The organism is Oceanicella sp. SM1341 (genome assembly GCF_003448965.1).
GTDB lineage: Bacteria > Pseudomonadota > Alphaproteobacteria > Rhodobacterales > Rhodobacteraceae > Paroceanicella.
In genome coordinates this window covers 182647-196103 of record NZ_QRGC01000007.1, presented here as the reverse complement: position 1 = coordinate 196103, position 13457 = coordinate 182647, and the positions used below count along the sequence as shown (strand labels likewise).

The 13457-nt window shown below is 62.3% G+C and carries 15 protein-coding genes; 6 read left to right on the top strand and 9 right to left on the bottom strand.

Features of this window, described 5'->3' with window-relative positions:
• Positions 1-55: 55 nt before the first annotated feature.
• The 5 genes from D3P35_RS09425 to D3P35_RS09410 form a co-directional block, all read right to left on the bottom strand.
• Positions 56-730, bottom strand: a complete 675-nt coding sequence (locus D3P35_RS09425; protein ID WP_118134458.1) for a transglutaminase family protein — start codon at positions 728-730, stop codon at positions 56-58.
• Positions 731-764: 34 nt separating this feature from the next.
• A complete protein-coding gene (locus D3P35_RS26095; protein ID WP_157982086.1) occupies positions 765-1568 on the bottom strand; it encodes a hypothetical protein in 804 nt (267 codons plus the stop codon).
• A gap of 196 nt (positions 1569-1764) precedes the next feature.
• Positions 1765-2271, bottom strand: a complete 507-nt coding sequence (locus tag D3P35_RS09420; protein ID WP_232830442.1) for a hypothetical protein — start codon at positions 2269-2271, stop codon at positions 1765-1767.
• Positions 2272-2280: 9 nt separating this feature from the next.
• The gene (locus D3P35_RS09415) at positions 2281-2625 is read right to left on the bottom strand and encodes a hypothetical protein (protein WP_118134457.1); all 345 of its coding nucleotides are present in this window, start codon (positions 2623-2625) and stop codon (positions 2281-2283) included.
• A complete protein-coding gene (locus D3P35_RS09410) occupies positions 2622-2930 on the bottom strand; it encodes a hypothetical protein (protein WP_043870064.1) in 309 nt (102 codons plus the stop codon). The genes D3P35_RS09415 and D3P35_RS09410 overlap by 4 nt, the downstream gene beginning before the upstream one ends.
• A 354-nt stretch (positions 2931-3284) precedes the next feature.
• On the opposite strand from D3P35_RS09410, the gene D3P35_RS26090 reads away from it, so the two are divergent.
• Both D3P35_RS26090 and D3P35_RS09405 read left to right on the top strand, forming a co-directional pair.
• On the top strand, positions 3285-3704 hold the full coding sequence (locus D3P35_RS26090) for a hypothetical protein (protein ID WP_157982085.1): 420 nt from the start codon (positions 3285-3287) through the stop codon (positions 3702-3704).
• Positions 3701-4114 carry a hypothetical protein gene (locus D3P35_RS09405; RefSeq protein WP_232830441.1) on the top strand — a complete coding sequence of 138 codons (414 nt, stop codon included), beginning with the start codon at positions 3701-3703 and terminating at the stop codon, positions 4112-4114. The genes D3P35_RS26090 and D3P35_RS09405 overlap by 4 nt, the downstream gene beginning before the upstream one ends.
• A 139-nt stretch (positions 4115-4253) precedes the next feature.
• Here the strand turns inward: D3P35_RS09405 and D3P35_RS09400 are convergent, their stop codons facing one another.
• Positions 4254-4520 carry a hypothetical protein gene (locus D3P35_RS09400; protein ID WP_118134455.1) on the bottom strand — a complete coding sequence of 89 codons (267 nt, stop codon included), beginning with the start codon at positions 4518-4520 and terminating at the stop codon, positions 4254-4256.
• On the bottom strand, positions 4501-4653 hold the full coding sequence (locus tag D3P35_RS26510) for a hypothetical protein (RefSeq protein ID WP_198670529.1): 153 nt from the start codon (positions 4651-4653) through the stop codon (positions 4501-4503). Before D3P35_RS26510 ends, D3P35_RS09400 begins: the two co-directional genes overlap by 20 nt.
• 260 nt (positions 4654-4913) lie before the next feature.
• On the opposite strand from D3P35_RS26510, the gene D3P35_RS09395 reads away from it, so the two are divergent.
• The 4 genes from D3P35_RS09395 to D3P35_RS09380 all read left to right on the top strand — a co-directional run bounded on the left by D3P35_RS09395 (position 4914) and on the right by D3P35_RS09380 (position 10524).
• Positions 4914-7313, top strand: coding sequence for a GEVED domain-containing protein (locus D3P35_RS09395; RefSeq protein ID WP_118134454.1), 2400 nt, complete (start codon positions 4914-4916; stop codon positions 7311-7313).
• Positions 7314-7344: 31 nt separating this feature from the next.
• Entirely contained in the window at positions 7345-8733 is a 1389-nt protein-coding gene (locus D3P35_RS09390; protein ID WP_232830440.1) for a DUF11 domain-containing protein, read from the top strand.
• Positions 8734-8987: 254 nt separating this feature from the next.
• Complete coding sequence (locus D3P35_RS09385) at positions 8988-9293, top strand: helix-turn-helix domain-containing protein (protein WP_118134452.1); 306 nt, start codon at positions 8988-8990, stop codon at positions 9291-9293.
• Positions 9283-10524 (top strand): type II toxin-antitoxin system HipA family toxin, encoded by a 1242-nt coding sequence (locus D3P35_RS09380; RefSeq protein WP_118134451.1) that lies wholly within the window; start codon positions 9283-9285, stop codon positions 10522-10524. The genes D3P35_RS09385 and D3P35_RS09380 overlap by 11 nt, the downstream gene beginning before the upstream one ends.
• Positions 10525-11371: 847 nt before the next feature.
• Here the strand turns inward: D3P35_RS09380 and D3P35_RS09375 are convergent.
• Together D3P35_RS09375 and D3P35_RS09370 are read right to left on the bottom strand one after the other, a co-directional pair.
• Positions 11372-12112 carry an SDR family oxidoreductase gene (locus D3P35_RS09375; RefSeq protein ID WP_118134450.1) on the bottom strand — a complete coding sequence of 247 codons (741 nt, stop codon included), beginning with the start codon at positions 12110-12112 and terminating at the stop codon, positions 11372-11374.
• Positions 12113-12230: 118 nt separating this feature from the next.
• Complete coding sequence (locus D3P35_RS09370; protein WP_118134449.1) at positions 12231-13379, bottom strand: alkene reductase; 1149 nt, start codon at positions 13377-13379, stop codon at positions 12231-12233.
• Between the last annotated feature and the right edge of the window lie 78 nt (positions 13380-13457).

Here is a 13457-nt window from a genome sequence, read left to right as displayed (position 1 = left end):
GCGAAACGCACTCCCCATCATGAGATGGGTATCACCTCGCAACGCCAGAGCTCATCTACAACGTGGGCCCCAGACGCCGCTTACGAAAGACTTCCATCCAGGCAGCGAAATCTCCGGGCGGATAGGGCTCCGGCTCGCCAATATCGCTCAGATAGCCCGTGCAATAGCGGGACGGAATGTTCATGCAGCGGCAGAAGGCGATGGCGAGATGCGCAAAATCACGGCAAACACCGGCCCGGCCGGCAAGCGTCTGAGAGGCTGTGCGGGTCGCATTCGCCTGCATATAGTCGAAAGCCACAGCCTCGTGGACGAAATCGCAGATCGTCTGGACCCTGGCCCATCCGGGCTTTGTGTTCTCAATCAGCCGCCAGGCTTCGTCGGAAAGAAGATCCGTGTCGCAATATCGGCTGCCGAGCAGATAGACGAGCGTCTCGAAAGGCAGCTCCTGAACCGCGTGTTGGACCGCCCCCGGCGCAACTGGGTCGGGCAACCCGCCATCCCGGAAAACGCCATCCGAAGACAAGGTGAAATCGCCCGCTGGTGCCACCATGCGCGTGCACCAGTTTCCGAATCCGTCACGGTAGCTTTCGAGCGGGACGCTGGGAGAGGTCACGAGATAGTCGGCGCGCTCCAGATCACCGAAGCGCGAGTAGTGCACATTCAACATCGCGATCAATGGCGTCGGCTGGGTCAACGCGTAGCGCAGGCGGCATCCTAAGCTGACGCGCATGCCGGACGCTCGAGAAGGGCCAAAGGCGTGTAGATCATCGTCCACGAGCACAGACCCCATCGGACAATCGAAAGCCTCGGTCACAACTCCAGCGATTGCCTGATCGATCGAGATGGGCGTTCTCCGGCAGCACGATCACGACGCAGTTGCGATCCTTGCGCTCGTATCCTCGCTCACAGCGCCATCCCGGCCCATACGAATCCGTGTCCAGAAAGGCATTTGCCGGTAACACGATGGCATCGCAGCGACCGTCAACCTCGGAAAAGCCTCTTTCGCAACGCCATGTATCGCCGTAATCGGTGTTGGTCAGGTAGCCGTTATCCGGCACGGCAATTGGAACGCACGCGCCATCGCCCGCTGCAAAGCCGCGATCACAGGTCCAGCCTGTGCCTCCGGGATCTTCCGTGAGAAATGCGTGGTCCGGCAGGATGATTGGAACGCAGGTTTCGCGGTCCTGCCGATATCCGCGTTCGCACTGCCAGTCGGAACCGTAAGATTGCAGGAATGCGTGGGCGGGCACAAGGATGGGGGCGCACGATGCCTCACCCCTCTCTTCGTATCCGCGGCGACATTCCCACCCCGTTCCGTAGGAACGACCCGTCGCATAGGCATTCTCCGGCAGTTCGATCGCAAGGCACTCAGCGCCATCCACCCGATACCCCAGGACACAGTTCCACCCTCCGCCATAGCTGCGGGCCTGCGCGTTCTGCGGGATCGGTCCAGTCCCGTCCTGCGCAAAGACCGGAAACGCGAGAGAGGCGATCATGCCGGCCACCGCAGTCAGTTTCGCAAAAAGGCGCCCGAGGGTCCTGCCATGTGAATGCGCATCGTGTGCCATTTGCTCCATCCTTCAAGTTCTGGGGCAGTTCGCTTGCTTGTGGGATTTCGAGCGCATCGGCTGAAGTGTGCCGTTTGCTGCCCCGCCGCCGAGACATTCGGCAACACAGATGCAATATCTGGTCTTGTCGGCATGCCTTCGTTCTCGGCTGCCTGGATCGCAAACTCGCTCGGTCCAGTAGGTTGAATGCCGAGGATCATGGCAGTGACAGCTTTAACAATGCCGCAGCTGCGTTGGCGTGCTCCTCTTGGTGGTAGTCGCCGCGAAAGACGCCGTTGACCGTCACGTGCCATATGCCGTTTCTCTGTTGGACGAGAACCTGGTCGCGTTGCGCATGCGGATCGGAGCCCTCCAATCTGTCGTTTTCAGAGGCGCTAGCGCGTTTCGCAGCCTTCGACGGATCGACCGGCGGCTGGCGCGGTTCACCGAGAAGCATCACGGCGCGGATGAATTCTTCCGCATAGTCGTCGGCCCCCCGATAGTCGTGCTCGTGCCGAGCCATGCGCATCGGTTCCACGAACCGTTCTCTCAGATGATCGACAAACCGCGGCTCAGTTCGGGACATGTATGCGATCAGCGCCTGAAGGACCCTTTCATGAGCGAGCACGCGACGTTCGAGCTCGGTTCTCTCAGCTCGGGAAGCGGAAGACTGTTCCATCGCGGGCAGGGTCTTTTCGTTGCCGATATCCGGGGACTGTTGCATTCGGAGGCTCTAAAATTGGAGCTCTGCGAGACAAGCTTGCGCGATGTCGCGGTCCGGAGCGTCGGTGCCGGGTACGGTCGCCCATCCCGCCTTGATAAGCGCGTCGCGCCTCTGGTAAGTTGACGCAGCCTTGATTGTTTCCATCTTTGCGGCCCGCTCCGGATCAGTCCGGGCCATTTCCAGACAAACGGGCACCATGGCCGCGACAACATCCTCGTGGGCCATGGTCAAGGCTCTGTCGCTCGAAGTTCCGCCGGTCACCCAGCCGCCCCATGTAAATCCGACGACACCGACAATGACCGCGCCGATTACGGCGCCGTAGATGCCGGGTTTGAGCCATTCGGGAGTGTTCATTTCAAGTCCTCCGACGGGGAAAGCGCCGTCTCGCTATCTCGGGTCGGAAATCTCCGGTCCAGGCCAAGTGCCGTTTCCAGATCCCGCTCGCTGGTCGATCGCAGTTCGACCCGTCCAGCCCTTTGCCCCTTTCCTCGAACGGTCAGATACGTCGCCGTCCTTCGGTAAGCCGCGAAGCTGAGACCTTCCAGAAGCTCTTCCTGAACGACCACGTCATAATCGCCAGCGGGCAATTCATCCGTGTAACCGGACAAGAAAAACGGGTGTTTGAACGTCACAGTCGAATTGGTCGAGCGCATGGCCATACCTGATCTCCGTGCTACCTGCAGGGGTCCAGCACCAAGTCCGAGTCCCCCTAGCTTCGGGAAGGAGGCTCACTTTGCTGGTATCAATGCTTCTACCTGGTGATAGGAATTCACGCGCTGACCCAGGTTAGCCTCGCTCGTAATGGTGAGCTTGCAGACATGACCGGGGCCGGTATGGCAGTCAGGAACGACGGCTTGGCGGCAGACTGATCTGCGTCAGCCCGCATAGGGCCGGATTCGGGCAGGATCAAAGCAATCCGAAATATCCTCGGTCGGTCTTGGCGAACCAAATCGTTCTGCGTCTAAACCTGCCGCGATCCGGAGCCACATATCACATATATCGAGGAAACAACGATGTCAGCAGCCGATATTCTCAACCCCCATGACCCCGCACTGGAACGGTTTCTCTTCGCCTCCGTCGGCGAAGACCGAAATGGCTCCATCGTGACCGTGCTCTCTGCGCTTGCCAGGCTAGAGCTCGATCCATGGGAAGTGGCCGCCGAGCTTGCGTCTTCGGGTCGTCAAGCCGCGGTTTCGCGATTGGGAACGCTGCTGTCACGCTGCAAAGACGTGCCTGCACTCGCGACGGAGAATGGAGAGGTGGCCCGCACCCTTGCCCCTCTCCTTCCGGGTGCCGCACCGGCCGCTACGAGTTTTAGCGATGCGTTGCATAAGGGCATCGCCTTCTCGCCGGGAACAATCCTGTCAGTGGCGGTCGTGATACTGATCCTGATCCAGGTAATCCTTTCCGGTACATGGGAGACAGCCGAATGACCCTCCCCGTGCCGCGAAAGACTACTCTCGAGCATGCCGCAAATAAGATCGGCAAGCCCTCTCCAACGGATCAGGAAATTCTCTGGGATATGGAAGAGCGCTTCTGGACCAGTGGCTCCGACAACGCGCGCGCGACAACCGCGGAAAACGCGATCATGATCTTTCCATACCCTCCGGGTATCCTACAGGGTGAGCAGATCTGGCACGGCCTGAAGCGCAGAACCGGCTGGCGGTCCGTGGCGATGACTGGGCGCAGAGCAACGCAATGTGGTGACATTGTCATTCTCAGCTACCATGCCTCCGCTGAGAAGCCCGATCTGCCCATCTATGAAGCACTTTGCGCCTCCACATATCTGAACGATGCGGGTGGCTGGCTCCGCACGTCACACCAGCAAACTCTAGTTGTCTGAGCCGCGGGAGAGATAAGAGAGCCAGCCAGCTCACTCCGCGATCATCAGGTCTAGGTTTTCTGAAGGCAACAGAGCCCAACCTGCCTTCAGGGGAGCATTGCGCCGCAAAAAATTTGGCGATTGTATATTTGACAAACCACTACTCGGACTTGTCGAAATTCCCGATGTTGGCGAACAGGTAGCCAATGAATGCCCCGATAAGGGCCGCGCTGGTCTCTCCGCCGATATAGCCGCCGGTAGCAAGGATCACGACGCCGGGTACAACCATCGCTGCTGCCGTAAACTGGACAAGGCGAACACCGATGCCCTTCCCGGATGCCCGCCGGTTGATGATGACGGCCAAAACCACAAGGGGAAAGACAGCGGCCGACGCAAGCTGTACCCACTCAATCGTCGTTGTCGGCATCGGCTTCTTTCAACTCCGGCTTCTGCTTCGCCAGCTTCTTCAGCCGTTCGTTGAACCGCTCTTCGTCGTCGTCCGTCTCTAGCTGGCGGGCGGCTTCCTTGAAGCGGTCTAGTTGGGATTTGTCCTTGTCCATATGCCCAACGTACTCCGACGCTTGCGACAGAAAAAGGGGCGACCCGAAGGCCGCCCAAGTTAGGTTACATACAGGCACCCGCCACCGAACCGCTAGCGCATAGCCCGGCAGCGCCCAGTCACCACCTCAGATCTGAACCGCGCCGGGTATTCCGGAGGCTGATTTCGGTTAGTTACGCGGCCATGTCTTCAGTTTCCAGAGCGGCGTAGAAGTTTGCCTCTGCTTCAGCCGGAGGGCTGACCGGCACCGCCGTCGCGGGGGTGGGCGAGATCGGCCAAACGTTCGATACCCGGCTTCAGTCCAACCCAGAGAACCTGACCCTGATCTACAGCCTGGGTTACGACTTCGGTGACGCGCCGCTGACCTATCTGTCGCCTACGCACGCCATCGCCTCAAGCCCAACTGTCTATCTTGGCACCGCGGTCCCCGACGCAGAGCCCTTCACGCAATCCGATCTCACTGCGACTGGCGATGATCTGGCGGGTGTAGACGACGAAGACGGCGTGGTGCTTCCGGTGCTGACCCAAGGCACTATCGTCACGATCACGGTCGATGTCGCAGGCGAGGGTTACCTGCAGGCATGGCTAGACTTCAACGGCAACGGACTGTTCGAGAACACCGCGGTCGAGCGGGTGGCAGCCGATTTGCGGGACGATGGCACAGGCGACGACATCGCCGCCGGCGATGGCGAAGTGCAGGTGTCCGTCACCGTACCCGACGACGCCACGACCTCCACGACCTATGCGCGCTTTCGCTGGGCCAGCCAGGCGGGCCTTGGCAGCTCAGCCCCAACACTCGATGGCGAGGTCGAAGACTATTCCTTCGTCATCGTTGCCGCCGACCTGGTCGACCGAGGCGACGCGCCTGCAAGCTACGGCGACCCACGCCATGTGGTGGTGCCCGAGATCTACCTTGGAGCCGGGCTTCCGGATACCGAAACCACGAGCCAGTTCAGCGTCGACGCCCAGGGCGACGACATCGACGGAATCGACGACGAGGACGCGGTCGCCTCCTTTCCCGAACTCGTTGCCGGAACCACCGTGCCGCTGACCGTGCGCACCCACGAGACCCTGAGCCTCCAGTACGACCTGGGCCTGCCGGTACTCGTGCCCGGAATCACCAACCTGCAGATCTGGATCGACTTCGACCGGAACGGCACCTTTGAGTCCAATGAACAGGTGGCGCTAGACTACCGTGATGGCGGCACAGGCGACACCGATGGCACCTTCAACAACCAGATCACCCTGAATATCGACGTCCCTGCAGACATCCAAAGCGGCACGACCTACGCTCGCCTGCGTTGGTCCACCACCAGCGCGGTGACCGCCGATCCGTTCGACGGGCTGAACCTTGATGGCGAAGTCGAGGATTATCTGGTCACCCTGTCAAATCCCGACGGGCCCCTGACCTGTTCGGACACGTTCTACATGATCGCCACTGAAACCTCGCAGAACCTGCCGGCGCTAAGCGCCCTCACCATCTCGGAAAGTGGCGGAACTTACACGCTGTCTCAATCCCTGTTGCCACCCGACTATACCGGCAACTATCTCGTCACCGGATGGGGGTACAATGAGCTCGACGGCTACATCTACGGGGTCCGTCAAAGCCCACGGTCCCTAGTGCGTATCAACGCGTCGGGTCAGGTGCGCGAGGTAGCGGACCTGTCGGCACTTGCCATCGAGTCTCCCGACACGAGCAGCGACATCCTGCCCAACGGTATCCTGGTCTACATGTCCGGTACAAATTTTGGTCGCTATCAGCTGCTCGACATTTCGGATCCGGCCACCCCCGTTGCCCTGGGCGTGCTCGACACCGGGCAGCCCACCATCTACGGGCGCGACATCGCCTATAATCCGCGCGATGGCATGCTGTATTTCATTGACCCCAATCGCGACATCTATGCGATTGATGCAAAGGGCGGCACGCCCGGCGCCACCATCGTAACTTTCGTGGGCAATGTGCCGCTGCCCGCGGGGTATTTTTCCATCGACATGGACTCGGTCTGGTTCGACGGCTCCGGTTTCCTCTATGCCTTTGACAACCAGTCGCGGCAGGTCTTCGCGGTCGAGGTTGGCTCCGAAGGAAGCCGTCCGGCAAGCTTCTCCTTCATCGAGCTTCAGGGCACGGTCGCCGCCCTCACCTACCAGGGTAACGACGGCGCGTCGTGCCGCGCGCCCGGCCCCTTCGCTTCGTCCGTCTTTGCCGAAGGCTCGGTCGCCGGAGCACTTTATCAGGACGCCAATGGTTCGGGTGTTTACGAGGCCGGTGAAACGCCTCTGCCGGCCGGCATTTCCGTCACGCTCTACAACGACAATGGTACCCCTGCCGATATCTCCGACGACGCTCTTGTCGCTACCGCGGAAACCCTTTCCGATGGAACCTACCTGTTCGAAACAGTGGATGCGACACTGACCTACCGGGTAGAAGTCGACGTGAACGACCCCGAGATTCCCGCAGGTCTGACCGTTTCCACAGCAAACCCTTTGACCGGGGTTACGGTTGCGACAGGTTCGACCACCGGCAGCCAGGACTTCGGCTTTGCCGCCGCCCCGGCCTCTGCGGACCTGTCGCTGAGCAAAACCGTTCTGAATGCGGCAAGCGGCCAACCCGCGAGTGAGGCGATCCTCGGCGAGGAGCTGGATCTTCCTTACCGTCACTAACGAAGGACCAGGCAACGCCACCGGCGTCACGGTGCGCGATCTGATCCCCGATGGCTTCGCCTATGTCTCGGACGATGCAACGACACAATCCGACAGCTACGACAGCGGCACGGGCCTCTGGACCCTGGGCGACGTCGCTGCAGGCAGCAGCCACAGCCTGATTATCCGCGTCACTATGCGCGATAGCGGCGAGCACACCAACACCGCGGAAATCACGGCATCCAACCTGCCGGACCCGGACAGCGATCCGCAGACCGGGATACTGGTCGACGATCTGGGCGACGGCATCCCTGACGACGATGAGGCCAACGCGACGGTTGCGCTGAGCGGCACCGGTGCCACCCTTTCCGGCACGGTATTCTTCGACAACGGCGCCGGAGCAACTGCCTATGACGGACTTCAGGAAGGCAGCGAGTCCGGAACGGACAGGGCTACCGTTCAAGTGTTCGACGCGGCCGGAGATCTAATCGACACCCCTGCCCTGACCGCTGACGGGCGATGGAGCCTGACCCTGCCCGCAGGATATGCCGACGCCGTGACTATCACAGTACAACCAAGGGAACGGGCCTATCTGGTGTCAGAAGCGCAACCCGCCCTGCCCGGCTTGTCTAATCCCGACCCGCGCGACGGCAGCGTGATGTTTACCCCCGAAGCAGGGAAAAGCTATGAAGGCATCAACGTAGGGCTGATTACGGAGGCGCGCCTTAACGAAGATCAACAAGGCGTCATCCGAGCCGGACAGGTCGTCGCATTGCGCCATGAGTATATTGCGGACGCTTCTGGTTCCGTCACCTTTGCCATCGACACCCAGGACAGCAATGTCGGCGCAGGATTTTCGGCCGCGATCTACCTCGATCTCTCCTGCGACGGCACAGCGGACCAACCGATCACAGATGCACTTTCGGTCAACGCGGATACGGTAATCTGCATCATCGCAAGGGTATCGGCATCCGCTGCTCTCTCTCAAGGCTCCTATTACGCATTCGACCTGCTGGCGGTGACAACCTATGACGGCGTCGGCATTACTGAAGAAGATCGCAACCGTGATCGTGTCACTGTCGAAGCTTCGCAAGGGACATTGTCCCTGTCCAAGACAATCCGCAACGTGACGCAAGGTACCCCCGAGGGTGTCAGCAACGGCGCGGGCGCTGGAGATGTGCTCGAGTACAGGATCTACCTCGAGAATACTGGGACGCTGCCGGCATCCGATATCCAGATATTCGACAGGACACCGCCCTACACGGTCCTGGCCGGTCCGGTGCCGAGCCCCGTGACGATTTCAAGTGGGGTCACCTGCTCTATCGTATCACCGACCGTAAATAGCCCCGGCTATTCGGGTGACCTTCGTTGGAATTGCTCCGGCTTGTATCCGGCCGGGGCACAAGGTGCGGTGAGCTTTCAAGTGAGGGTCTCCCCCTAGGCGAGAGCAACAGTCTGCCCGTCGAATGCTTACTTTGGCAGGCAGACAATCCGCTCGCCAGAAGAGGCGCGCAACAAGAAACTTGGTACACATGGGCTTGATGCCGTTGTCCTTAGCTCATCGCGCCAATGAGACCTATACAGCCCTTCACGCAACGCAAAGATACGAATACAGATCACAGTCTTGCCAATATGGTAGAGGAATGATATGTTTTCAGATCAATGAGGACTGTATGAATCGCAAAGGTATCCTTCGTGCCTGAAACAACCTCTCTTCACACGATCGGCGCGCAGCTTCGACGGGCGCGGCTGGCCGCCGAGTTGACCCAGGAACAGGTCGCCGAGTTGGCTGGCATTTCCCGCCCGCGCTACCGCGACATTGAGACAGGCGCCGCCGCCGCGCGCGCCACCACGCTGATGAATGTTGCGCGCGCGCTCGGGCTCGAGATGATGTTGATCCCGCAATTCCTGGTGCCGGCGGTCAACACCTTGCTTAACCCCGAGGCTGGGGAGGATGCCCCGGCCTTCATCCCCCAGCCGGAGCCTGACGATGAGCGCTGAGCGCACCGCCGCCAATGTTCAGGCGCTCGACATTTTCCTGAACCAGCACAAGATCGGCACCATCGTCCGAACCCCGGGCGACTTCAACGCTTTCAGCTTCGATCCTGCCTATCGCGCGACAGGCGGATACCCCATCCTCAGTCTGTCCTTCCGGGCGGCGAATGGCGGGCTGCGCAAGGATCCGCGGCCGATCGCAGGTGCCCTGCCGGCTTTCTTTGCCAACCTGCTTCCCGAGGACAAGCTGCGCGACGCGATGGAAAAGCATCACGCCGGGCGCGTCCGTCCCGGGAATGACTTCGACCTGCTCGCAGCGCTCGGGGCCGATCTGCCCGGCGCTGTGCGCGCCCTGCCGGGCGACGGCCCTGCCCTGGCCCCGGCGAAGCCCACGCAGACGGCGCCGAAAGCCCGCTTCTCTCTGGCCGGCGTCCAGATGAAACTCTCGGTGATGAAGAACACCGGTAAGGGCGGCGGGCTGACCGTACCGCTTGGCGACGGCGACGGACAATATATCGCCAAGTTCCCCTCCACGGCTTTTCCGGCGGTGTCGGAGAACGAATTTGCCAACCTCGCACTGGCCGAAGCGATCGGCATGGAGGTGCCCGAGCGCGAGCTGGTTACCCGCGACCAGTTCGACGGCATCCCAGCGGAATTCGAGACCATAACCGAGGGGCAGGTCCTGTTGCTGCGCCGCTTCGATCGCGAGCATGGCGGCCAGCGCATCCATATCGAGGATTTCGCCCAGGTGTTCGGCATTCCTCCCGCGCGCAAGTACGAAGGTGCAGCCTATCACGATATCGCATCAGCGCTCAGCATCGCCATTTCTCCGCTGGCGGCGCTGGAGTTCGTCCGGCGTCTCGCGCTTTCGGTGATCATGGGCAACGGCGACATGCACCTGAAAAACTGGTCGCTGATCTACCCCGGGGACGGCAACGCCCCTGCCCTCGCGCCCGTCTACGACCTGCTCTCGACCATCCCTTATCTTCCTGCGGACAACCTGGCCCTGTCGCTCGGCGGCGAGCGCGCCTTCAAGGCACTGACCTCAGCGCGCTGGAAGGCTTTCGCCAACCGCGCCAAGCTCCCCGAACCCGCCGTTTTGAAGGCGGTTGTCGAAACCGTTCAGGCGGTCGATGCGCATTGGTGGGATCTGCCCGAACGCGCCGTCGTGCCCAACGCAGTGCTGGAGCGCATCGACGCCAATGTCCGGACAATGACGGCCGTTCTGGTCGGGTGACCGGGCGAGCTAGGTCGGCGATTTCCAGACCAGCCTCACTTGGGGATCACGGATCGCAAGCCATATCGGCAATGACGATCGGTCCAGCCTAATGGCGGGACGGACACCTCATTCGGAAGGAGCTTGCGCAGATTACATGAAGATCGGGGTTACGATCGCTGAATCGCAACGTAGCGCACGAATGAGAAGGAAACAAAGCACGAAAACTCGTGTGCAAATACTGCACACATAAGTCATCAAGTGATTGATCTAAAACACAAATCAATCCCATCCATCATCGGGGCGATGGACAGGCAGGCGGCCGTCGATCTGCCGTGCTTCATGCTTTTCTCATCCACTTGCGGGCACCTGCTGTTCGACACTTTTCGGTTCATTGCGGACCAACCCGTCGATCCTGGCGTCCTGTCTGGTCCTGCGGAGCGGACGGGGCCACCGTCACGGGCGCGATCACCACACGCAAACGCAAGGATCTCGGGTACAGGGCACGTGTACGAGTGACGGGCGACGGCACCGTCTATCACGAGACAAGCGCTTTGGACAGACGCCCGGCCGCGACCGCCCGCACCGTGAAGCGCGCGCGGGAAGCGGCCGGGCCGGAGGCCCCGGAGGCAGCCGCACCGCCGCCGCGCCCGGACGGGCGAGCAAAGCAGACCGGACCGACCCCGGCCAAGCCGAACGGCGCTTCGGGCCGGGCGTCGTTCGCCGGAGGATCCACGCGCCGGGGGAGCGCGCGGAAAGAGCGCGGGATCCGGGGGGAGCGGATCGCCGCGCCTTTCGTTGGCCGGACAGCTTTGCCGCCCGGCAGCCGAGCCTGCCTTGCGGGGGCCCGCTCCCGCCCGGTTCCCGGTCAGAACTGCTGGCTGGTCGGGCGCAGAACGATCGCATTGATGTCGACATCCGCCGGCTGTTCGACCGCGAAGGCGATGGCCCGGGCCACGCTGGCGGCCGGGATCGCGCGCTCGTAGAAATCGTGCACCGCCCCCGTCGCGGTGCCCGTCGTGCCGAGCTTGAGCTCGCTCTCCACCGCGCCCGGCTCGATGGAGGTGACGCGGATATGCTCTCCGACTTCCTGACGAAGCCCTTCCGAGATGGCGCTGACCGCAAACTTCGTGCCCGAATAGACCGTTCCGCCCGGCGCGAACACCTTGATGCCGGCCACCGAGCTGAGGTTGATGATGTGTCCGCCCTGCTGATCGAGGAACCGCGGAAGAACGGCGGCGATCCCGTAGAGGACACCCTTCACGTTCACGTCGATCATCTGGTCCCATTCATCGGTGTTCACCTCGCTCATGGGCCGGATCGGCATCAACCCGGCATTGTTGACCAGCACGTCGATCCGCCCGAAATCGGCGACGACGGCTGCCACCACCGCCTCCATCCGGGCCTTGTCGGTCACGTCGAGGGCGTAGGCCCGGGCCGTTCCGCCCCCGGCTTCGATCTCGGACACGACCTCGGCCAGCTTGTCCGCGCGGCGCGCGGCGACGGCGACCCTGGCACCCTTTCGAGCCAGAAGGCGTGCGGTTTCGGCGCCCAGGCCGCTGCTGCCGCCGGTGATGAGGACGACCTTGTCTTCGATGTTGTTGCTCATGTCATTGCTCCGGTTTCATGAAGGCGCATCTCGCGCCATCTGCTTGCTCTGGCGGGGGCGCTCCCGCGCCTCCGCCGGTGTGCTCGTTTCGGATGCTCGGCGGGCGGCCGGACAGACGCTACCCGGCGGCTGCCACCGCCCCGGCCCGGTAGGTCGGGTAGTCGGTGAAGCCTTTCTCCGCGCCGCCGTAGAGCGTCGTCGGATCAAGGGGGTTGAGCGGCCAGCCATTGGCGATGCGCTCGGGCAGGTCGGGATTGGCGATGAAGGCACGGCCGAAGGCGACGAGATCGGCAAGGCCGCTCTCCAGAAGCTTCGCGCCGCGCTCGACCGTATATCTGCCGGCGCAGATCACGCGACCCGAGAACACCTCGCGCACCGCCTCGCGGAAACCGATCGGCAGATCGGGCGCGCCCTCCCAGTCGGCCTCGGCGATCGACAGATAGGCGACGCCCGCCTGCTCGAGGATCCGGATGGCTTCGATATAGGTCGCATGCGGGTCTGACTCGACGAGGCCGATATAGACGCGCTCCTGGTCCGTGCTTTCGAACAGAGGCGTGAACCTGACACCGACGCGGTCGGCGCCCACGGCTTCGGACACCGCGGCGACCACCTCGCGGAGAAACCTCAGGCGGTTCCCGAGCGAGCCGCCGTATTCGTCGGTGCGCGTGTTGGAATGCTCCGAGATGAACTGGTTGATGAGATAGCCGTTGGCAGAATGCAGCTCGACCCCGTCGAAACCCGCCGCGAGCGCGTTGCGCGCCGCCCGGGCGTACATGTCCACGAGGTCGTGGATCTCGGCCACGCTCAGGGCGCGGGGCGTCGGCGGGGCGACCAGTTGCCCCTCACCGGGCGCGGTTTCGATGAAGGCCTTCACCTTCTCGGGCGCGATCGCGGAAGGGGCGACCGGCGCATCGCCGTTCGGCTGCAGCGCATGGTGCGAGACCCGGCCGACATGCCAGAGCTGTGCAAAGATCACACCGCCCTGCGCGTGCACCGCGTCGGTGACCTGGCGCCAGCCTTCGATCTGGGCGATCGAGTAGATGCCCGGCGTCCAGGAATAGCCCTGTCCGCGCGGCTCGATCTGCGTGCCTTCGGTCACGATGAAGCCGGCGCCGGCGCGTTGCCGGTAGTATTCGGCCATGAGCGACGTTGCGCTGTCGCCCGGGCGGGCGGCCCTCTGCCGGGTCAGCGGGGGCAGGACGATGCGGTTGCGAAGGGTGTGACGGCCAAGCGTCACCGGGGTGAAGTAGGGATCGGCATGTGTCATCGGGGTGTCTCCGTTCGGGCAGGCACAGAACGACCCGGCGCCCGGGCGTGGCCGGGAGCGGCGTCCTGAACTCCTGGT

Bases quoted from the DNA above. Each gene is read 5' to 3' on its own strand.
- D3P35_RS09380 (WP_118134451.1), top strand. From the start codon at position 9,283: ATGAGCGCTGAGCGCACCGCCGCCAATGTTCAGGCGCTCGACATTTTC.
- D3P35_RS09425 (WP_118134458.1), bottom strand. From the start codon at position 730: ATGCGCGTCAGCTTAGGATGCCGCCTGCGCTACGCGTTGACCCAGCCG.
- D3P35_RS09400 (WP_118134455.1), bottom strand. From the start codon at position 4,520: ATGCCGACAACGACGATTGAGTGGGTACAGCTTGCGTCGGCCGCTGTC.
- D3P35_RS26090 (WP_157982085.1), top strand. From the start codon at position 3,285: ATGTCAGCAGCCGATATTCTCAACCCCCATGACCCCGCACTGGAACGG.
- D3P35_RS26095 (WP_157982086.1), bottom strand. From the start codon at position 1,568: ATGGCACACGATGCGCATTCACATGGCAGGACCCTCGGGCGCCTTTTT.
- D3P35_RS26510 (WP_198670529.1), bottom strand. From the start codon at position 4,653: ATGGACAAGGACAAATCCCAACTAGACCGCTTCAAGGAAGCCGCCCGC.
- D3P35_RS09375 (WP_118134450.1), bottom strand. From the start codon at position 12,112: ATGAGCAACAACATCGAAGACAAGGTCGTCCTCATCACCGGCGGCAGC.
- D3P35_RS09370 (WP_118134449.1), bottom strand. From the start codon at position 13,379: ATGACACATGCCGATCCCTACTTCACCCCGGTGACGCTTGGCCGTCAC.
- D3P35_RS09405 (WP_232830441.1), top strand. From the start codon at position 3,701: ATGACCCTCCCCGTGCCGCGAAAGACTACTCTCGAGCATGCCGCAAAT.
- D3P35_RS09410 (WP_043870064.1), bottom strand. From the start codon at position 2,930: ATGGCCATGCGCTCGACCAATTCGACTGTGACGTTCAAACACCCGTTT.
- D3P35_RS09415 (WP_118134457.1), bottom strand. From the start codon at position 2,625: ATGAACACTCCCGAATGGCTCAAACCCGGCATCTACGGCGCCGTAATC.
- D3P35_RS09420 (WP_232830442.1), bottom strand. From the start codon at position 2,271: ATGCAACAGTCCCCGGATATCGGCAACGAAAAGACCCTGCCCGCGATG.